This window comes from Thiocapsa sp. (assembly GCF_018399035.1).
GTDB lineage: Bacteria > Pseudomonadota > Gammaproteobacteria > Chromatiales > Chromatiaceae > Thiocapsa.
On record NZ_CP073760.1, the window covers coordinates 2404412 to 2423890 of the forward strand.

At 66.2% G+C, this 19479-nt stretch carries 14 protein-coding genes and 1 pseudogene; 10 read left to right on the forward strand and 5 right to left on the reverse strand.

Features of this window, described 5'->3' with window-relative positions:
• Nucleotides 1-255: 255 nt before the first annotated feature.
• Nucleotides 256-1896, forward strand: a complete 1641-nt coding sequence (locus KFB96_RS10955; protein ID WP_213461643.1) for a hypothetical protein — start codon at nt 256-258, stop codon at nt 1894-1896.
• Nucleotides 1897-2058: 162 nt separating this feature from the next.
• Here KFB96_RS10955 and KFB96_RS10960 read toward each other — a convergent pair whose 3' ends face one another.
• Together KFB96_RS10960 and KFB96_RS10965 are read right to left on the reverse strand one after the other, a co-directional pair.
• Nucleotides 2059-5166 carry an EAL domain-containing protein gene (locus KFB96_RS10960; RefSeq protein WP_300971573.1) on the reverse strand — a complete coding sequence of 1036 codons (3108 nt, stop codon included), beginning with the start codon at nt 5164-5166 and terminating at the stop codon, nt 2059-2061.
• On the reverse strand, nt 5163-8189 hold the full coding sequence (locus KFB96_RS10965) for a chemotaxis protein CheB (protein ID WP_213465243.1): 3027 nt from the start codon (nt 8187-8189) through the stop codon (nt 5163-5165). The genes KFB96_RS10960 and KFB96_RS10965 overlap by 4 nt, the downstream gene beginning before the upstream one ends.
• Before the next feature lie 255 nt (nt 8190-8444).
• On the opposite strand from KFB96_RS10965, the gene KFB96_RS27540 reads away from it, so the two are divergent.
• The 4 genes from KFB96_RS27540 to KFB96_RS10985 all read left to right on the forward strand — a co-directional run bounded on the left by KFB96_RS27540 (nt 8445) and on the right by KFB96_RS10985 (nt 10595).
• Complete coding sequence (locus KFB96_RS27540; protein WP_213461293.1) at nt 8445-8792, forward strand: recombinase family protein; 348 nt, start codon at nt 8445-8447, stop codon at nt 8790-8792.
• A 104-nt stretch (nt 8793-8896) separates the two neighbouring features.
• Complete coding sequence (locus KFB96_RS10975) at nt 8897-9298, forward strand: MbcA/ParS/Xre antitoxin family protein (RefSeq protein WP_213461295.1); 402 nt, start codon at nt 8897-8899, stop codon at nt 9296-9298.
• Nucleotides 9279-9980, forward strand: coding sequence for an RES family NAD+ phosphorylase (locus KFB96_RS10980; protein ID WP_213461297.1), 702 nt, complete (start codon nt 9279-9281; stop codon nt 9978-9980). The genes KFB96_RS10975 and KFB96_RS10980 overlap by 20 nt, the downstream gene beginning before the upstream one ends.
• Nucleotides 9981-10067: 87 nt before the next feature.
• The gene (locus KFB96_RS10985; RefSeq protein WP_300971574.1) at nt 10068-10595 is read left to right on the forward strand and encodes an MOSC domain-containing protein; all 528 of its coding nucleotides are present in this window, start codon (nt 10068-10070) and stop codon (nt 10593-10595) included.
• Nucleotides 10596-10928: 333 nt separating this feature from the next.
• Here KFB96_RS10985 and KFB96_RS10990 read toward each other — a convergent pair whose 3' ends face one another.
• Nucleotides 10929-12125 (reverse strand): RtcB family protein, encoded by a 1197-nt coding sequence (locus tag KFB96_RS10990; RefSeq protein ID WP_213461299.1) that lies wholly within the window; start codon nt 12123-12125, stop codon nt 10929-10931.
• 690 nt (nt 12126-12815) lie between these two features.
• Here KFB96_RS10990 and KFB96_RS10995 point away from each other — a divergent pair.
• On the forward strand, nt 12816-13487 hold the full coding sequence (locus tag KFB96_RS10995; RefSeq protein ID WP_213461301.1) for a DUF1826 domain-containing protein: 672 nt from the start codon (nt 12816-12818) through the stop codon (nt 13485-13487).
• Between the two features lie 192 nt (nt 13488-13679).
• On the opposite strand, the gene KFB96_RS26715 is transcribed toward KFB96_RS10995, so the two are convergent.
• Both KFB96_RS26715 and KFB96_RS26720 read right to left on the reverse strand, forming a co-directional pair.
• A complete protein-coding gene (locus KFB96_RS26715; protein WP_300971575.1) occupies nt 13680-13838 on the reverse strand; it encodes a glucoamylase family protein in 159 nt (52 codons plus the stop codon).
• Nucleotides 13839-14014: 176 nt separating this feature from the next.
• A pseudogene (locus KFB96_RS26720) lies at nt 14015-14074 on the reverse strand (type II toxin-antitoxin system RelE/ParE family toxin); the annotation flags it as partial.
• Between the two features lie 414 nt (nt 14075-14488).
• Between KFB96_RS26720 and KFB96_RS11010 the strand changes: the two are divergent.
• The 4 genes from KFB96_RS11010 to KFB96_RS11025 all read left to right on the forward strand — a co-directional run bounded on the left by KFB96_RS11010 (nt 14489) and on the right by KFB96_RS11025 (nt 19405).
• Nucleotides 14489-14659 (forward strand): hypothetical protein, encoded by a 171-nt coding sequence (locus KFB96_RS11010; protein WP_213461303.1) that lies wholly within the window; start codon nt 14489-14491, stop codon nt 14657-14659.
• A gap of 89 nt (nt 14660-14748) precedes the next feature.
• Nucleotides 14749-15732 (forward strand): MBL fold metallo-hydrolase, encoded by a 984-nt coding sequence (locus KFB96_RS11015; RefSeq protein ID WP_213461305.1) that lies wholly within the window; start codon nt 14749-14751, stop codon nt 15730-15732.
• A 53-nt stretch (nt 15733-15785) separates the two neighbouring features.
• Nucleotides 15786-18149: an ABC transporter permease gene (locus tag KFB96_RS11020; protein ID WP_213461307.1), complete on the forward strand. Its 2364-nt coding sequence runs from the start codon at nt 15786-15788 to the stop codon at nt 18147-18149.
• A gap of 47 nt (nt 18150-18196) precedes the next feature.
• Nucleotides 18197-19405: an HlyD family efflux transporter periplasmic adaptor subunit gene (locus tag KFB96_RS11025; RefSeq protein WP_213461309.1), complete on the forward strand. Its 1209-nt coding sequence runs from the start codon at nt 18197-18199 to the stop codon at nt 19403-19405.
• Nucleotides 19406-19479: the final 74 nt, after the last annotated feature.

A 19479-nucleotide genomic window follows, 5' to 3' on the forward strand; every position in this document is an offset into this window, starting at 1 on the left:
CATTAGGTGGATACATTGCTCCAACCGTTGACAAGGGAAACCACAAGGCCATCCACTAGGTCGCGAAATCACTCACTCCAGGGTTCCGGCGCCGTGAAGCCAGGCGGAAGGCTAAACGACTGCGGGCGCTGACCGCAAGATCCGTCGGATGGGGTATGCGCGCCTTCCGGGATTCCGATGACAGGTGACCTCGTTCCCCGAGCAAGTCGGGTTAGGGTCCGCTAACCAAACGCCTGAACTTGGGAAGAGGTATCCATGCCGACGCCGACTGCCGGATTTCTCTGCCTCGCTGTTCTGCTTGCTTGTGGCAGTTCGTCGGCGGAGGGACTGCTCCCGCGTCTGCTCGGGGACGGCTGTTTCGGGGCCTATGCCGGAGCCATCGGCGATCGCCCCATCACCCTGCTGATCCGACAGGGTCGATGGCCTGATGCCCCGACCGCCTGGTACGGCCTGGACGACACGGGCCAGTATGACGCGGTCACGAATCGCTTCGGCTTTCCGGCGCGCCACATCGAGGATGACGGGAGCCAAGGGGATCAGGTGCGGCTGTTGGAGCGTGGGGATGAGACGGGGACGATCATCGGCCGCTTCACCGGCCAGCTTGACGCCGAGGGCCGCATCGCGGGGGAGTGGCGCGCGGAAGTCGGGGGTCTGGTATGGCCTTTTTCGCTGCAACCGCTGCCCGTGTTGCGGCAGGGCAGTGCCCCGGCCTTTTCGATTCACATCCGGGAGGCCGTCCTGGAGATTGCCGGCGAGGAGCGGGTGGCGATCACCGGGGTCGAGGGTCTGCTGACTGATCTCTACACGGAATGCGGCCCAGACCCCTTCAGCCTCTCGGTTCGCCGCCTGAGCGGACCGCCCGATCTCTACGTGATCGCGATGGAAGGGCATGATGCCCCCGGATTCACCGACCCTCGCGATTGGGTCTTCCGCCGTCCGGGGGCGGTACAGGATCCGCTCTACGTCGCTTCCCAAGTCGTCGTCTGCTCCACCACTGTTGGACTTGGCTGTTACTGCACCGACAATGCGCTTCGCTACGCCTATGCTGGCGGCGTGCTCACCATCGTCGACGAGGAGGATGAGACTTCGGAAATTGAGCCCGAGCGCTATGGGAGTTGCGGCTGTGTGCAGGTTGATCGGACGCTGAAGGTGCTCCGCGTCGACGTGGGCACTGCCGCCGTGTGGTTGGATAAGCTGGTAGAGCTATCGGGCATTAAACCCGCCGCCTGTCACGAGGACTGGCAGGAGCCAGGCCCGGAGGAGGCCAAGCCGATCGATGACCCACCGTCGCCGACGTTCCTGGACCAAGCCATCCCGGCCCTGCAACCGTATCTCTTCGACGACGGCATGTCCGGTTGGCTGCTCGTCCCCGCGGATCCGAGGGCATCCGTCTTTCGGATCAACCAAGTCCCCGGCGACCCCGCGTTGGAGATCCAGCCCGCCAAGCAAACCCCCGACGCCCAAGGGCCCGTGTCTGCAGAGCACTACAACGGGCCTGACACGCCGCTCAAGGCGGCCTGTTGGCTCTACAATCGGACCGATACACCAGGGCGTTTCCAGCAACGGACCCATCCGCCGGCGGCCCTTGCCGACGCCTTCCGTCTGCCGCGAGGACCGGCGTCTGACCTGGCGTTGGTCGGTGTGGAAGCCATCGCCGAGACGGCCTTCAACGATGGGGATGGCGCCTCTAGGACACTCGGCGGCTTGGCGGTGCGTTGGACTGAGAACGGCACCGCGCTGGTGGTGAGAGACGAGGAAGCACCGCTGATGCTCTTCGATGGCGAGCGTTGCTATCACCGGTACCTGAAGGAACCGGGGCGCTGGGGAATGCCGTGGAGCGAGGCGCGCTACGCCGAGTTGTTCGGCCCTGCCAAGGCCGCGACGGTCGGCGATTGATCACCCGCGTGAACCCCGAGACCAGCAGGTGAGGTCGCGATAGCCAGATACCGGAGCATCGATCCCGCCAATGGAGCTGCTATTCATCATTCCCGTCCCCGGTTGTCTTTTTATCTGCATCAAACCGCGTCCAGAACGAGAGACTGAGTTTCGGTCAGGACATCACCTCGCTTGTCCGAGATGGCCGTACAAGTCGCTCAACCGCGCCTCACCGATCATCGCGGTCGGCCGACCCCGTTCCCGCACCCACTCCTTCAGTGCATCCAACAAGCTGTCCCTCAGGTCATGGAGCTCTCCCAGTCTGGCGAGCGCCTCCGGATGTCGACCGCGCGCCCGCAGCTCCAGCAGCTCGCTCACCACCCCATGCACCTGCCGGTGCACGGCATCGATGCGCTGGAAGCCGGGCTCCGCGCCATAACCCGACGCGACTTCGGCCCGTAACCAGGCCGCAAAACGGCATTGGCGGACATCCAGCTGCGGGAGCGGCGGCACGCCCTGCTCGCTCTTGAGATGCGCTTCGATGGCGGCAATCCAGGCGCGGTGTTCGACGCCGGCATAGAGCAAGGGGAGATGCTCGCGGCGCGGGGCCGGCAGCTCGGCCCAACCGGCAGGGATCTGCCAGGCGGCCAGCCAACCGGGCAGCTCATGGGCCGGCATGGGACGTGCGATGCCGAAGCCCTGAGCCAGGTCGCAGCCGAAACGCAGCAGCATCTCCCCGTGCTCCAGGGTTTCGACCCCCTCGGCGATCACCTGACGATTGAAGGTGCCCGCCAGACTCAAGACGCTCTCGACGATCGCCAGATCCTCCGGGTCGTTCAGCATCCCGCACACAAAGCTTTTATCGATCTTCAGTTGGGTGACCGCCAGACGTTTCAGATAGGTCAGCGAGGAATAGCCCGTGCCGAAATCATCCAGCGCGACACCCACCCCGAGCTCGCGGCAGGCATCGATCACCCGGGAGGTCCCGACCAGATCATCGATCGCGCTGGTTTCGAGGATCTCCAGACAGAGACAGGACGGCGCGACCCCCGGGTGCTCCCCCAGGATGGCGCGCAAGCGTGCGACGAAATCCACCTGCTGTAACTGAAAGGCGCCGACATTGACGCTCACCGGAAGCGCCAGGCCGAGCGCCTGCCAGGCGTCGATCTGGGCGAGGGCGGTCTCGATGACCCACTCGCCGAGCTCGACCGCCAGCGGGTGGTTTTCGGTCGTCGGCAGGAAGAGCGCCGGGGCCAGCAGACCGCGTTGCGGGTGCCGCCAGCGGATCAGCGCCTCGGCGCCGATGACCGTCCCGGTGCGCAGATTGACCTTGGGCTGGTAATCGAGCACGAACTCACGCGCGGCCAAGGCGTGGCGGATCTGCTCCAGGTGCTCGTGACGGCCTCGGATGCACTGGTCCAGTTCCGTGTCGAAGAGGTAAAAGCGATTTTTGCCGGACTGCTTGGCCTGATACATGGCCTGATCGGCCTGACGCAGCAGGAGATCCCCATCGACCGCACCCGCCTGCGGGTAGAAGGTGACGCCGAGGCTGGCCGAGACCTGCACCAGGAGATCCCCGATCCGCACCGGCTCGGCCGTGGCGGCGAGCAGGCGCTCGAGCAGCGGCACACTGACCTCGGGGTCGGCGAGATCGATCAGCACCACGGCGAACTCGTCGCCACCCAGCCGGGCGAGCGTGTCGCCCTCGCGCAGGACCGACTGCATCCGCTTCGCCACGGCCACCAGCACCTGGTCACCCACCGCGTGTCCATGCCGGTCGTTGATGGTTTTGAAGCCGTCCAGGTCGAGATAGCCCACCGCCAGCCGTTGTCCCCGCCGCTGGGTCTGCGCCATCGACTGATGCAGGCGGTCGGCCAGCAGCACGCGGTTGGGCAGCGCGGTCAGCGCGTCGAACTGGGCAAGGTGTTCAAGCCGGCGTTCGTGCTCCTTGAGCGCGGTGATATCGGAGAACAGGGCGACATAGTGATGGGTGTTGCCCTGGGCGTCGCACATCGCGCTGATGTTTTCCCGCACGGCGTACAAGTCGCCGTTCCGGCGTCGGTTCCAGAGCTCACCGCTCCAGTGGCCGGTGTCGAGCAGCGTGCGCCAGAGCGCCGCGTAGAACGCCTGATCCTGCCGGCCCGAGCCGAGGAGGCGTGGGTTACAGCCCAGCACCTCGTCGCGGCGATACCCGGTGATCTCGGTAAATGCCGCATTGACATCGAGAATGGCGCCATCGTCAGCGGTGATCATGATGCCTTCATTGGCATGGCTGAAGACGCCGGCGGCGAGCTGGAGCGCTTGCTCGTCCTGCTTGCGCTCGGTGATATCCGTGGTGAAACCGTGCCAGATCACCGCACCGTCGGGTTCGCGCTCGGGTAGCGCGTTGGCGAACAGCCAGCGCAGCGTACCGTCGGCGAAGCGCACCCGAAACTCGGCCTGCCAGGGGGTTAGGGCTTGAGCCGAGGTCTTGATGGACGCGACGACACCGGCGACATCATCGGGGTGGATCACGTCGAAGACCTGCGAGGCATCCTCGCGAACATCCTCCGGATCGAGATCAAGGATGTCGCGGATCGCGTCGCTCATAAAGGGAAAGCAGGAGCTGCCGTCGGGGCGCAAACGATACTGATAGACCATCCCCGGCACCCGGCTGGCAATCTTCCGGAGCCGATTCAGCGCCTCTTCCCGTGCCGCTTCCATGGCCTTGCGCGCGGTGATGTTGCTGATCACCACCCGACAGACCGGCGCGCCGTCGTCCGCCCGAGCGACGGTCGCCGTCAGATGCATCCAGACGCGTGCGCCATCCGGCCTGACCGGCCGCAGGTCGCAATCCTGGGGTTCGCCCGTCTCGAAGAGACGTTTCCGATGCAGGTAATACAGGTCCTGATCGTCCTTGACGATGAAGCGGGAGAGCGGCTGCTTGATCAGCGCGCTTTTCGGCGTCTCCAACAGCGACGCCGCGGTCAGGTTGGCCTCCAGGATCAGTCCCGTCTCGGAGAGCGTGCAATAGCCCACCGGCGCCAGCTCGTAGAGGTCGAAATAGCGCGCCCGTGCGGCGTCGATCGCCGCCTGTGCCCGACGCAGCTCCTCGTTCTGCATCGTCAGCTCGAGTTGATGCACCCGCAGTTCGTGGAGCGTGCGCTGGATCTCTGCGGGCGTGAGCGCGGCGAGATCCGTCGACGAGCGCGTCGCGTCGTTCCCGATGCGCGCCTCGGCCTGCCGGCGCAGCGCCCGCGCCGCGTCCGACTCCGGGGTGTCGTGCTCGGATCGAGGATCCCGGCTCGTCATGTCTCGCTTCCGGATCGGTTCGCCCGTTCGGTGGTGGCGATCGCGTACATCTTCCCCTCCTCGTTCATCAAGGCGGACGCGGTCAGCCAGACCTCCAAGAGCCTCCCCTCTTTCGTCGTCCGCTGGGTCAGAAACGGCTCCGGAACCTCTGCCTGACTCAGTTGGCGGACCCTGGTCAGGGCCTCCTCGCGCAGCCCCTCGGGGATGCGGTCGCGGACGTTCATCCGCAGCGCCTCGGCCTCGCTCCAGCCAAACAGCCGCTCCGCGCCGGGGTTCCAGGCCAGGATGCGGCCCTCCAGATCCTGCACGGTGATGGCGTCGTGCGCGTCGCGCACCACCACGGCCAGTCGCAGCAGATCCTCGGACCGCCGCAACGCCTCGCGCGCCTGCACGATCTCGGTGAGATCGACGAAGGTGAGCACCGCGCCCTCGATCACGTTGTCGAGCGTGCGGTAGGGATGGATGCGCATCCGGTACCAGACGCCCGCCGTGGTCTGGACATCCTGTTCCTTCGGGATCAGGGTATCCAGCACCGCTTGCGTATCCGCCACCAGACGATCGTAGCCCACCAGATTGGAGAGGATGTGGCCCACCGGCCGACCGATATCGCTCAGGATCAGGTTGATGATCTGGGTCGCGTCGGGGGTGAAGCGCAGGATGCGCAGTCGATGATCGACAAAGACGGTGCCGATGCCGGTGCCGGCCAGCAAATTATTCATGTCGTTGTTGGTGCGCGACAGGTCGGCCACCTTGGTTTGCAGCTCGGCGTTGACCGTGGCCAGCTCCTCGTTGACCGATTGCAGCTCTTCCTTGGAGGTCTCCAGCTCCTCGTTGGTGGACTGCAATTCCTCGTTGACCGACTGCATTTCCTCGTTCGAGGATTTCAGCTCCTCGTTGATGGTCTCCAGCTCCTCGTTGGAGGTCTGGAGGTACTCTTCCTTGGACCGCAGTTCCTCCTTGAGCGCGACAATCCGCGCGTCCGTGTCCGTGCCGGAAGCGTCCGCCCCGTCGGCGGCGGCATGCGCGGGTCCTGCCGGTTCACCCTCGCAGGGTTGCGCCGGCTCCAGAACGACCAGGTACAGCGGCGTCTCGGACTTCGTTGTGGGGTCCGGCGTCACCGGACAGACGCGCAGGTTGACGCGGGTGAAAGCGCCGTTGGTTTTCACGCGCACCCCCGCGCGGCGCACGTTTTCCCGGTTTACCGCCGCCTGGCGCAGGGCGGTGGTGAGGTCGGGCCGCAGCCCTTCGCGCGCCATTTTGAGCAGATTGCTGACGCCGGTTTCGCCGGGGGTGGGCTCCAGATAGAGACCGGTGCGCCCGTGCAGATAGAGGATGTCGCCCCGCGCGTTGACCAGCGCGGCGCACGGGACAACCTCGTGCAGCAGGGTCTGTTCGGTCAGCTCGCGCAACGGCAGTTTGATCGAGAAGGCCGTGGTTCCGGCCGCCCCGGGGGGCGCCGGATCACGCGCGCTCAGGGGCGGCACGAACCGCTCCAGGGGCAGTCGCCGCGCGGCGTAGCCATCGTCCCGGCGGCGATAGAGCTTCAGCTTACGGTCCAGCACCTCGAACAGATCGGGATACTCGCCCACCGTCTCGGACGTGCCCAAAAAGAGAAAACCGCCTGGATTCAGGGCGTAGTGAAAGAGCGGTATCAGCCGTTTCTGCACCTCCCCGCCGAGATAGATGAGCAGGTTGCGACAACTGATGAGGTCGAGCTTGGAGAAGGGCGGATCCTTGATCAGGCTGTGTTCGGAAAAGACCAGCAGGTCGCGGATGCCTTTGTGGATGCGATAGGCGTCGCCGCCGGGCTCGGCGGTGAAAAAGCGCGCGAGGCGCTCCGCCGAGAGGTCGGCGGCGATGCTGGCCGGATAGAGCCCGACGCGCGCGGCGGCAATCGCCCGGGCGTCGAGGTCGGTGGCGAAGACCTGTACCTTGAAGCGCCGCTTCAGCGTCTCCTGACGTTCGGCGAGCAGGATGGCGAGCGAATAGGCCTCCTCGCCGGTGGAGCAGCCCGCCGACCAGATGCGGATCGCGACCTCCGCCGACTTGCCGGCAAAGAGTCCGGGGATCACCGCTTCCTCAAGCGCCCCGAAGGCGGCGGGGTCACGGAAAAAACTGGTGACGCCGATCAGCAGATCGCGAAAGAGCGTGTCCGACTCGGCGGGCATCTGCCGCAGATACTGCGCATAGTCGTCGATGGTGGCGATCTGATGGACGGCCATGCGCCGTTCGATGCGGCGCTGGATGGTGCTCGGTTTGTACTGCGAGAAGTCGTGGCCGGTCTGGGCGCGCAGCAGGACGAAGATCTTACGCAGACCATTGTCGCTCCGGGGCGGCGGGACCGCGCCCGACCGGGGCGGGTGGCCGAAGGCGTGGACCGCGTAGGCGATCAGCTGGGCGGGCATCTCGGCCGGCGGCAGCTCGTAGTCCACCAGTCCGGTGGCGATGGCGCTGCGCGGCATCCCGTCGTACTCGGTGGATTCGGGGCTCTGGGCCATGACCATGCCGCCCTCGCCCTTGATCGCCCGCACGCCCGGGGTGCCGTCGCTGCCGGTGCCCGAGAGCACGATCCCGATGGCGCGCGCGTGCTGGTCCTGGGCGAGCGAGCGAAAAAAGAAATCGATCGGCAGGCGCTGACCGCGCGGGGCGACGGGTTCCAGGAGGTGCAGCGCGCCGTTGAGAAAGGCCATGTCGCGATTGGGCGGGATGATGTAGGCGCAGTTGGGCCGCACCAGCATCCCGTCCTCGACCTCGGACACCCGCATCCGGGTATAGCGGCGGATGAGGTCGCTGAGGATGCTCTTGTGATCCGGGGCCAGATGCTGCACCAACACGAAGGCCATGTCCGGATCGGTGTCGGCGGGCATCCCGGAGAAGAAGGCTTCAAAGGCCGCCAGCCCCCCGGCCGAGGCGCCGATACCGACGACGGGGAAGCGCTCCGGGAGCGCTTCGGGCGTCTCCGGCACCAGGCCGGGACTCTCCTCGCGCGGTGCCGGCGCGAGCTTCCGATGATTTACCGCCATGGGTGCATTGACCCCTCTCGTCACCATCCACAGAGCTTGACTCGCGGGTCGGCCCGGGCGCAGGCGTTTGCGAGCAGGAGCCGATGCGTGCCGACCGCGAGGGCCCGAGCCGGTCAGTGACGATCCATCATCGCGGGTGCCTACTTGAGGCGGCTGTCTGCCGCAGACCCTTGAGAGGAAGATTAGCAGTAACCGCCGGGCCTGTCGTGATGGTTAGCGGCTGTTCGGGGTGGCTAGAGGCTTGGCGACACCCGCGTGATCACCCGCATCGACCGCCTGGCGCGCAGCATCAAGGATCTGCAGGACATCGTGGCGACGCTCCAGCAGCGGGGTGCGACCCTGATGGCGACCGAGGAGCCGATGGGGATCGGAGTAGTCAAATTCTTCGATGTGTCGGGCGGCAGGTTTGGATCGGGAATGGACAAGACGGCGGGGCCCCGCAACTTCCGGCGTGTTCCAACGTCAGGCCGAGAGTCGCCGTCCTCTGTCTGCGAGCCGACAGGCGCGGTCGTCACGGCCGAGAACTTGGGCTCGTCATTGCTCGCAAAGCGTTCACCGACACCTGTGCCGCGATGCCCGGGCTTGCGCGTGCAAAGACCTTGATCGAGGCTCAAGCCGATGAGGTTCTCCGGAGGTCTGGATAACCCTGACAGAAAGCTCTACTCTTAGGGTATACGATGAAATACTCCATATTTGGAGCATATGAGATGAGCGCACTCCCGCATCCCCAAACCGGTTTCGACCCGGAGCGACTCTCCAGTACCGCCCTGCAGGCATTCTTTAATCTTTCCGCGCGTTGGGGGCTCACGGCCGCTCAGGAGCGGATTTTGCTCGGCAACCCGCCGGAATCGACCTTCTTCAAATGGAAGGCGGAGAAGACGGCCCGGCGGCTTGGGCGGGACGTCCTGGATCGCATCAGTTACCTGCTGGGTATCGCCAAGGCGTTGAACATCCTCTTGCCGTCGCCGCGTGCGGCCGACGAATGGGTGAAGAAGCCCAATCTGGCGCCGCTGTTTCACGGGCAGTCGGCGCTTGACCGGATGCTCGGCGGGAGCCTGATCGATCTTGCGGATGTGCGGCGGTATCTCGATGCTCAGCGGGGACTCTGATCCGCAGCGCCCACCCTGTTCCGATCTGGACTGGATACACCAGTACCGCATCGTCTCCTCGGAGTTTCCACCCATCGACCTGTTCGAGTCGCTGGTGGAACCGGACCTGATGGACGAGCTGTTCTATCTCGAAGGGCTGACCAACGAACGCTTGCGCGATGAAGTAGGGGTGATCGCACTGGTCGATCGCGAAGACCGTGTCTGTGGACCCGGCTCGACACCGGTGATGGCCGCGTTCACGCATATCGGCGTGGCCAGCCGATTCAGCGACGGCAGCTACGGCGTCTATTACGCGGCCAAGACCCTGCACACGGCCATCGAGGAGACGAAATACCACCGCGCCCGATTTCTTGCCTACACGCGAGAGGACGCCGGGGAGATCGACATGCGGGTCTACGTGGGTGAAGTAGCGAAGCCCTTGCACGATGTCCGGGGCGCGGACTACGACCATCTGCATGACCCGGACGATTGGCGGCCATCTCAAGCGTTTGGCTTGGCGATGCGCGCGGTGCGGTCCCGGGGGATTGTCTATCGGTCGGTGCGGGATCCCGGAGGGGAGTGCATCGCCGCGCTGCGGCCACCGGCGGTCACCATCCCTCGGCAGGGTCCCCACCTCTCCTATGTCTGGGACGGCACCCGAATCGTCCGGGTCTACCGGAAGACGCTCATCCAGTCATCGTGACAGTTCCCTTCGCCGCAGCCGTGTTTTCTCATTCAGATCACTGATGACGCCAAGTCGTCATGCCGGTATCACCGGGGGATTGCGTCCATGTCACTTGATCGTCTGAGGGTGCGGCTCCAGAGGTTCGTTCGGCGATTCCGACGGGTCCCCCGCGGGCGCGTGACGGCGATCTTCGTCGCCGATGCCGCCGGAGCGCCGATGCGCGCCTGCGAGCGGACCCTGGCGCTCGTCGATCAAGGCTTGATAGAGGATCGCTATGCCCTCGGCCGCGGGTTCTGGCGGCTCACCGACGGCTGTCAGGTCACCCTGATCCTGGCCGAGGATCTGCAGCGCGCCGAGCGCCGGCAGGGTCTGCCGCTCGACGCCGGGCAGCATCGGCGCAACCTGGTGGTTTCCGGGCTGGTCGGGGTCGAGCTACGGGGCCGAAGCCTGCGCATCGGCGAGGCGTTGTTGACGTGGCATCGGGTGCGCCCGCCCTGCGGGTATCTGGACCGGGTCGCCGGCGCCGGCATGGCCAAGGCGCTCGGGCGTTGTGGCGGGCACTGCCTGCGGGTGCGCGAGGGTGGGGTGATTCGGGTGGGCGACCGGGTATCGGTATTACCCCGAAGGGGATGAACGCCCTGCGGATCATCGACGCCGGTCGTGTCCTGTGGCGGCACCTGAGCGCAGCGGTGACGAGACCTCGGCGCACGTGCAGCGCGATCCGCGGATGACGCTGATGTTCTGCGCCTTCGAGCTGGAGGAGATCCGCCGTCGCTTGCGGTGTGATCCATTCCACGCGTCGCCGATGCATCACCCGAACGGTCTGCCCCGGCGCCGCTCGCGGAGCGGTTTGGCGGATTGGCCTGATCGGGTGTCGTCGGGGTCGAGCAACCGGGCTGCGAGCTCAGCGCCCGTCAGCGGTTCCTCGCAGTACCGTCTCCAGCAGCAGCCGGTCCAGAACCGCGCTCAACCCTTCACGCAGACGACCTGTTTCAGCGTATGCACCACCTCGACCAGGTCCGCCTGGTTGGCCATGACTTGGTCGATGTCCTTGTAGGCGCCCGGAATCTCGTCGAGCACACCCTTGTCCTTGCGGCAGATCACCCCTTGGGTCTGAGCGGCCAGATCCGCCGGCGTGAAGAGTTTCTCGGCCGCGGTGCGGCTCATCCGTCGCCCGGCGCCATGGGCACTGGAACAAAAACTCTCGGGATTGCCCTTGCCGCGGACGATGTAGCTGCGCGCGCCCATGCTGCCCGGGATGATGCCGAGATCCCCGTCCCGCGCACGGATCGCACCCTTGCGGGTGACCCAGACGTCGGACCCGAAGTGGTGCTCGCGCTCGACGTAGTTGTGATGACAGTTCACCACCGCCTCGGTGACCGAGAAGGGCGGCAGATGGCGCGATAGCGCGGCCAGCACCAGAGCCATCATCTGCTCGCGGTTGGTGCGCGCATAGGCCTGCGCCCAAGAGACCGCGGCCACGTAGTCGTCGAAATGCTCGGTACCCTCGGGCAGGTAGGCGAGATCACGATCGGGGAGCTGGATCATCCAGCGCTCCATGTCGCGCCGGGCCAGCTCGATGAAGTAATGGCCGATGGCATTGCCGATGCCGCGGCTTCCCGAGTGCAGCATGATCCACATGCGATCGGATTCATCGAGGCAGACCTCGATGAAATGATTGCCGCCGCCCAGGGTGCCGATCTGGTTGATCCAGTTGGAGAAGCGTCCGAACGCCTTGAGCAGTTGCGGGTGCTTCTCGGTCAGCGCGGCGAGCGGCGCGGCGAAGGGCGTGGCCGCCTCGGTCAGCGCGCGCGCATCGGTGTGCTGGGAACGCCCCACCGGTACGTCGCGGCTGATCTGGTCGAAGACCTTCTTCAGCGCCCGCTCGTCGAGCCGGTCGGCGCCGAGCGAGGTGCGCGCGGCGGCCATCCCGCAGCCGATATCGACCCCCACGGCGGCCGGGATGATCGCCCGGTCGGTGGCGATGACGCTGCCGATGGTGGCGCCGATGCCGGTGTGCACGTCGGGCATGGCGGCGACGTGACGATGGATGAAGGGCAGCTTCGAGAGGTTGACCAGCTGCGTGCGCGAGCGCTCGTCCAGCTCATCGGTCCACACCTTGACCGGCTTGTCGCCTTCGGTAATGACTTGCTTGATCGTCATGGCTCCTCCTGCCGCTCGTTCAGCGGCGCACGATGGCACGGCCGACAGCGGCCATGCTGGACATTGGCGGGGAGGACGCGCTGGAAAGGGACGTTGGGTGTCCGGTCTTGCTGCTCCCCGCCGGATCGACTGACGGGGTAAGACCGGTCAGGCGATCAGAGTTCGCGCATTCTTGGCGATGAGGCTTGGTTGACGCACGTGGATGACTCGAAGCAAGGTGATCGCTGTCTGTCGACCGCATCAGCGGCCCGGGGGTTTGACGGCGAAGATGCTACGCTCGATCAGACAGGGCCGCAAGGAGGCTCATGTCCGTCGCCTCGACGCCTGCGACCCGCTAGGCCCAGACGTGCTCGGGCTCCCAGCGAGTGATCTCGAAACGACCTTGGGCGCTTTCGAGCCCCCAGCCGTGATCCTGCAAGCCATGTCTGCGGGCGGAGGAGTCGGCAAGGCGGTTGCCGGCATCCCGAGTGGCGCCTCTCGGAGGAGAATGGACGGCGCATGCATTCAATCCTCATGTTCGGATCGTGGGTCGGGTTTCCGACCAGACCGAACTGAACCGCTCCAACACATGACGCAAACCGCACCGGGCGCGGCTTAACTGCGCTTACCCGACCTCTCATAGGGTTTACGCTCAGCGATGTCATAACATAACATCCCGCATCCCTCCTCTTCTGCTTGGATGTCTGAGCCATGAGACTGCAGCCTTCAATCCTGACTGACTCGCCGCTCGCGCCATCCGGGCTCCAGGGCTTTACCGACGCGGTGCAACGGGCGGATACCCTGGCCGATCTGACCCGGATCTTCGTGCCCGAGACCCAGATCTGTGTCCACTCGCCCCCCGGCAGCCCGAACCTGCGCGGCGCACTCGCGGGCCTACACGCGAGCGGAGGGTCCGGTCTACGCGCGGTCGTCCGGCTCTCCGCCGACGGCGTACCCGACATCGATGCCCTGCCGCTGCCGCCGGCGTTCGCGCACACGGCGCTCATGCGCGAGCTCGCCTTCCTGCTGGAGCTCTACGGCGACCTACTCGGCTGCACGGCCATCGGTCTGCGCATCGAGCGTCTGGAGCGCGCCATGTGTCCCCGCTGGCATGTCGACCGCACCGGCATCCGGATGCTCTGCACTTGGTGCGGTCCGGGCACGGAATGGCTCGACGATCCCCGGATCGACCCGCGGGGTCTGCCCGGCAGCGCCGAGGGCGCCCCTGCAACCGGGCAAGCCCGGCCCTTCGACATCCTGCTGCTCAAGGGCAGCGCCTGGCAGGACAACGCGGCCGGCGGGGCGATCCACCGCTCCCCGCAGGTCGACCCGGGCTCGGGTCCGCGGATCCTCGTGGCCCTGGATGCCCTCTGGGACGACTAGCTCGGCGCGCGTCACCCGACGTCCCCCTCACGGCGGCGTGCACCCGGGCTGACGCCCGGCGGCACGGGCTTGCCGGTAGATCTCGACGGCCTGCTCCATGCCCGCGTCCAGCTCCACCATGCGCGTGTCGTGGGAGGGATGGTGCGCGAACTGGTGGATGAACAGCGGCCCGGCGAAGAGAACGTCGATACCTTAGTGGTTCTCCCGCCGGTAGGTGCGGGTCCAGGCCGCGAAGCTCGCCTCGGTCAGCGGATGGGTCGGCGAGCCCAGGCCCAGCGTGAAGAGCAGGAGGGCTTCGCTGTAGCCCTCCCGGCGGTACTTGAGAAAGCCGCTCTCTGGCTTCCAGCCCATCGCGACCGCGGCGCCTTTGCGCTGGGCCCAGCACCAGTCCACGCGGCGGTAAAGCCTGTCGGCAAGCGCGCGCAGCTCGGTCTCGTCCGCCGTGGCGGCGGTGAAATAGGCCGCCGCCGTGAGCTGTTGGCCTGCCGATTCTCGGCGAATCCATAGACGAAAAAGGCACGATGCCTCTGGCGGTACAAGATCAGGGTCCGGTAGCCTCCGGAGCGACCTTGCCCTGGGCGCGCCACACGCTGTACTTACCCGTCTTGCGCGAAAAGCCCCGTCCCGTTCACGGCGGGGATCCGGACGTTTGGACCGCCGTTCGCGCGGCTCTCGCTGAACAGGTCCACAAGCGCAAGGATGTGTCACGAGCAGCTGCTCTGCCTCCTGGCCGGCCGGCAGCGCGCGTGCCATGCGTTGTCAGGGCTTCCAGCCCTGATCGTATCAGGCCAAGATGGCCTGACGACGCGAGGCGAGGGCCGCAGCTTGAGGAACGCCCGGATTCAAGACGACAAACGGCGATCGGGCGATTTCCGGGCAAAAGGACCGATTCAAAAACGACCGAAACACGTAGGATGGGTAGAGCGAAGCGAAACCCATCCAGCCCGCGCCAAACGCATCAGTCGGCTACTCCAACCCGTGACCCTTCAATGAAACCGGTGATGAAACGCCTTCTGCTGGTGCTGCTTGCCGTCGGTCTGGGCAACGGCCTTTACCATGCTTACAAGCCCCTGCCGCCCGGAATCGATCCTTACGACACCTGGGAGGATCGCTCCGCGGTGCGGTCGCTTCAGGCATGGATCGGAGAGCATCTCGGCTGGTCCAGTTTCTAGTGCAGCACGGCAGCGCGCCGGGCTCGGGATGTTCCCTTGCCGCCCCTGCTGTATAACGCCATTTTGGTTCACCGTGAGGATGCTTACCCATGCCGCTTGATCGAATCCCGCACGGGCCCTCGTGGCCGATCGCCCTGCTCTCCTGCCTGATGCTCGCCCTCGCCTTTCCCGCCCTGGCGGATCGCGGCCCGGACCTTCCGGACTATCCGGCGGAGCAGGTCGCTCCCGGTCTCTATGTGATCCACGGACCGGTGGACTATCCCACCCCCGAGAACCAGGGGTTCATGAACAACCCGGCCTTCTTGGTCACGGAGACGGGCGTGATCGTGGTGGATCCCGGCTCGAGCGTTCAGACCGGGGAGATGGTCCTGCGCCAGATCCGCAAGGTGACCGACAAACCGCTGCTGGCGGTGCTGAACACGCACGTCCACGGGGACCATTGGCTGGGCAATCAGGCGATGCTGGCTGCGGCCCCGCAGGTGCCGATCTACGGACATCCCGAGATGCTGAAGCTGGTCGCCGAAGGGGCCGGCGAGGAGTGGGTCCAACGCATGATGAGCGCGACCGAAGGCGCCACCGAAGGGACGGTGGCCGAGGGTCCGACGCATCCGCTCGAGGGTGGCGAAACCCTTTCGATCGGAGGGCTTACTTTCAAGACCCACTATTTCCCGCACGTGCACAGCACCTCGGACCTGATGTTCGAGATCCCGGAGCTGGACGCGCTGTTCCTGGGCGACAACGCCTGCAACGGACGCATCGTGCGCATGGACGACGGCTCCTTCATCGGCAGCATCAATGCGTTGGACGGGGTCAAGGCCACGGTGACGGCGAGCGTGCTGATTCCGGGACACGGCCAAACCGGCGGCTGGGAGATCGTCGATGCCTACCGCGCCTATCTGACCGGGGTCTACGACGGCGTCGCGGCCTTGTACGAGAGCGGCGGAAGCGACTTCGAGATGCGTCCGATCATCGCCGAGCAGCTTGTCCGATTCAAGGATTGGCCGGGCTTCGAGGAGGAATTGGGCAAGCACGTCTCGCTCGCCTATCTGGAGGTCGAAGCGGACGCGTTCTAAGCGGATCGGGAACGCTCTGACCGGGTTCCCGGTCGTGTCGCCGAGGTCGACCGATGCGAGCACTGCACACCAAGCTCCTGCGCGATCTCTTCGACCTCAAGGGACAGGTCGCTGCCATCTCGGTCGTGATCGCCGCGGGCGTGATGGTGCTGATCCTGTCCGTGACCACGCTCGATGCACTGCGCCTGTCGCAGGCCCGGTTCTACGACGGTCATCATTTCGCCCATGTCTTTGCGGATCTCAAGCGCGCCCCGGAAGGTCTCGCGGCGCGTCTGCGCGAGATCCCGGGCGTCAATCAGGTCGAGACGCGGGTACAGGCACCGGTGCGCCTGGAGGTGGCGGGTTTCGACGAGCCGGTCCGCGGCCTGCTGCTCTCGATCCCGGACGGCCGTCAGCCGGGGCTGAATCGTCTGTATCTGCGCGAGGGCACACTGCCCGAGCCGGACCGATCGGACCAGGTGGTGCTGAGCGAACCCTTCGCCGAGGCGCAGGGACTGCGGGCGGGCGATCGGTTGAAGGCGATCATCAACGGCCGTCTCCAAACCCTGACGGTCAGCGGTGTGGTCCTGTCGCCCGAGTTCGTCTACCAGGTGGGGCCTGCGGACATCTTGCCGGACTACAAACGCTTTGCGGTCCTCTGGATGAACCGCCGAGCGCTGGCCCACGCAATGGACATGGACGGTGCCTTCAACAGCGTCCTGCTCTCGCTCCAGGCCGGGGCCGACGAGAAGACCGTCATCGAGGCCCTGGACCTACATCTGGCCCGCTACGGCGGGATCGGGGCCATGGGGCGCGAGGACCAGATCTCGCATCGCTTCCTCTCGGAGGAGCTCGACCAGCTCCGCGTGATGGCCATCGTGCTCCCCGCCATCTTCCTCTCGGTCGCGGCCTTCCTGCTGAATCTACTGATGGGGCGGATCATCCAGACCCAGCGCCGGCAAGTCGCGATCCTCAAGGCATTCGGCTACGGCAACCGGGACATCGCCGCGCATTACGGCCTGCTGACCGGTCTCATCGTGGTCGTGGGATCGCTGCTCGGGATTGCCCTCGGCGCTTGGGCGGCGGAAGGGATGGCCGGGGTCTATGCCGAATACTATCGTTTCCCGGAGACGAGCTTCCGCCTCCAGCCTCGGATCGTTGCTCTGGCCCTGCTGGTCTCCGCCTGTGCCGCGGCGTTGGGCACCGCCCGCGCCGTGGGCCGCGCGGTCGCGATGCCGCCCGCGGAGGCGATGCGTCCGCCCGCACCTCGGCGCTTTCATGCCTCCTGGCTCGAACGCTCGGCACTCGGTCGGCGACTGGACCAGCCGACCCGGATCATCCTGCGCAACCTCCTGCGCCATCGCACCAAGGCCCTGCTCTCGATGATCGGGATCGGGCTGTCCGGCGGACTCCTGCTGCTCGGGAGCTATCAGTTCGGCGCGGTCGACCACTTGCTCGACATCCAATACCGGCTGGTGATGAACATGGATGTCCATCTCAGCTTCACCGACCCCACACCCGAGCGCTCGCTGGCCGAGCTGCGCACCCTGCCCGGCGTGGCCTATGTGGAGGGCTATCGCAGCGTGCCGGTGCGCCTGATCAACGGGACCCGGGACTACCGCACCAGCATTCAGGGCATGGAACCCGAGCCGCGTCTGCGCGGCTTGCTCGACGCCGACCATCGTCCGATCCGCCTGCCGCCCGAGGGTCTCCTGCTGACCCGCTTTCTGGCGGATGACCTCGGGCTCGCACCCGGCAACGCACTGGACGTCGAGATCATGGAGGGGCACCGCCGGACCCTGCGGGTCCCGCTGGCGGGTATCGTCGACGAGCCGATCGGCGTGAGCGCCTACATGGACCGGCGCGCCCTGAATCGACTGATGGGCGAAGGCCCTGCACTCTCCGGTGTCTGGCTGATGACCGACGCCGCGCAGCACGACCGGCTCTTCGCGCGTCTTTGGGAGGTCCCGCGCGTCGCCGGCATCGGCCTGATCGCGGATGCGGAGCGCCGATTTCGCGACTACATCGACGACACCGTGCTGGTGATGATGGGTATCCTGCTGCTGATGGCCGGCTCCATCACCTTCGCGGTGGTCTACAACAACGCGCGTATCGCCTTCTCGGAGCGCTCGCGCGAGCTGGCGACGCTCCGCGTCCTCGGCTTCAGCCAAGCGGAGGTGAGCTGGATCCTCATCGGCGAGATCGCCGTCCTGACCCTCTTGGCGATCCCGCTGGGCTGGCTGATCGGCACCGGGTTCGCCGCGCTGCTCAGCTCCGCCATGGCGATGGACATGTTCCGGGTGCCCTTTATCATCAGCCCGCAGACCTATGCCTTCTCCGCCGCCGGTGTGCTGCTGGCCTCGGTGCTGTCGGTGCTTGCGATTGCGCGGCTGCTGGGGCGGCTGGATATGATTGAGGCGTTGAAGACCATCGAGTAGGACTGAACCGCGTCCGGAGCGATTGAACATCGCGCATCGAGATCTCCATGTCCCTGAGTAAGAAGCTGATCACCGGATTCATCGGCCTAACCATCCTCGGCTTGCTCGCGCTCGCCCTGATGCCGTCTCCGGTGCCGGTCAGCGCGACCTTGGTTCGGCAGGACGTCTTCGTGGAGTCGATCGAGGACGAGGGCCGCACACGCCTGCGCGATATCTATGCCGTCTCTGCACCGATCGACGGCTATCTGCGCCGCGTCACGTTGGAGCCGGGGGACACGGTCGCTGCCGATCAGGTGCTGTTCGAGCTGGAGCCCTTGCCGGCACCGGCACTCGACGCGCGCTCGCGCGGTCAGGCGCGCGAGGCGCTCGCCGCAGCACAAGCGCATTTGGAGGAGGCCGAGGCAAATCTCTCGGCCCGGGAGACCGAATACGAGCTGGCCCGCACCGAGTACGACCGCAGCGAGACACTGCACCGGCGCCAACTCGTCTCATCCGAGGAGCGAGGCCGACGGCTCGCGCAGCGCGACGCCGCCGACGCATCGGCACGCGCCGCGCGGCATTCGGTGGAGGTCGCCCGTTTCGAGCTTGAATCGGCCCGCGCGCTCGTGGAGATCGCCGACGGCAAGCGCGCTCCCGGCGACCACCCGGTTCTCGGTGTCCGCGCCCCGATCGACGGGGTCGTGACCCAACGTCATCGCTGCTGCGAGGGGCCGGCGCAGTCCGGCGAGACGGTGCTGGAGATCGGCGACCTGGATGCCCTGGAGGTCAAGGTCGACTTGCTGTCGGTCGACGCCGTGCGTGTGCGGCCCGAGATGCGTGTGATCCTGGAGCGCTGGGGCGGCGAGGATGCGCTCGAGGGACGGGTGCGGCTCGTGGAGCCCGCCGGCTTCGAGAAGATCTCGGCCCTGGGCGTGGAAGAGCAGCGGGTGCCGGTCTGGGTCGAGATCGTCACGCCGCGCGCGCGATGGCGTCATCTCGGGGACGGCTACCGGGTGGAGGCACGCTTCATCCTCTGGGAAGGCGAGGACGTGGTCCAGATCCCCACCAGTGCGCTCTTTCGGCACCTGGACCGCTGGGCCGTCTTCATTGCCGATCAGGGTCGGGCGCGTCTGCGCACGGTCGAGGTCGGGCGGCGCAGCGGTCTTTGGACCCAGATCACCATGGGGCTTGAGCCGGGCGAGATCGTCGTGACCCATCCGGGCGATCGTGTGCACGACGGGGCACGCATCGAGACCGAGGTCCGCCCCTACGCGTAACGGCGACCCATGCGACGTATCATGCGAAGAGTCAATCCAGTCGGGGTCGAGCTGCGGCGACGCGCCTTGCGCGG

What these genes read in the sequence shown, in the direction of transcription:
- KFB96_RS10955 (WP_213461643.1), top strand. Translation starts at nt 256, where the DNA reads ATGCCGACGCCGACTGCCGGATTTCTCTGCCTCGCTGTTCTGCTTGCT.
- KFB96_RS11015 (WP_213461305.1), top strand. Translation starts at nt 14,749, where the DNA reads ATGCCGCTTGATCGAATCCCGCACGGGCCCTCGTGGCCGATCGCCCTG.
- KFB96_RS10980 (WP_213461297.1), top strand. Translation starts at nt 9,279, where the DNA reads ATGCTCAGCGGGGACTCTGATCCGCAGCGCCCACCCTGTTCCGATCTG.
- KFB96_RS26715 (WP_300971575.1), bottom strand. Translation starts at nt 13,838, where the DNA reads ATGGGCTGGAAGCCAGAGAGCGGCTTTCTCAAGTACCGCCGGGAGGGC.
- KFB96_RS10965 (WP_213465243.1), bottom strand. Translation starts at nt 8,189, where the DNA reads ATGGCGGTAAATCATCGGAAGCTCGCGCCGGCACCGCGCGAGGAGAGT.
- KFB96_RS10985 (WP_300971574.1), top strand. Translation starts at nt 10,068, where the DNA reads ATGTCACTTGATCGTCTGAGGGTGCGGCTCCAGAGGTTCGTTCGGCGA.
- KFB96_RS11010 (WP_213461303.1), top strand. Translation starts at nt 14,489, where the DNA reads ATGAAACGCCTTCTGCTGGTGCTGCTTGCCGTCGGTCTGGGCAACGGC.
- KFB96_RS10960 (WP_300971573.1), bottom strand. Translation starts at nt 5,166, where the DNA reads ATGACGAGCCGGGATCCTCGATCCGAGCACGACACCCCGGAGTCGGAC.
- KFB96_RS11025 (WP_213461309.1), top strand. Translation starts at nt 18,197, where the DNA reads ATGTCCCTGAGTAAGAAGCTGATCACCGGATTCATCGGCCTAACCATC.
- KFB96_RS10990 (WP_213461299.1), bottom strand. Translation starts at nt 12,125, where the DNA reads ATGACGATCAAGCAAGTCATTACCGAAGGCGACAAGCCGGTCAAGGTG.
- KFB96_RS10975 (WP_213461295.1), top strand. Translation starts at nt 8,897, where the DNA reads ATGAGCGCACTCCCGCATCCCCAAACCGGTTTCGACCCGGAGCGACTC.
- KFB96_RS11020 (WP_213461307.1), top strand. Translation starts at nt 15,786, where the DNA reads ATGCGAGCACTGCACACCAAGCTCCTGCGCGATCTCTTCGACCTCAAG.
- KFB96_RS10995 (WP_213461301.1), top strand. Translation starts at nt 12,816, where the DNA reads ATGAGACTGCAGCCTTCAATCCTGACTGACTCGCCGCTCGCGCCATCC.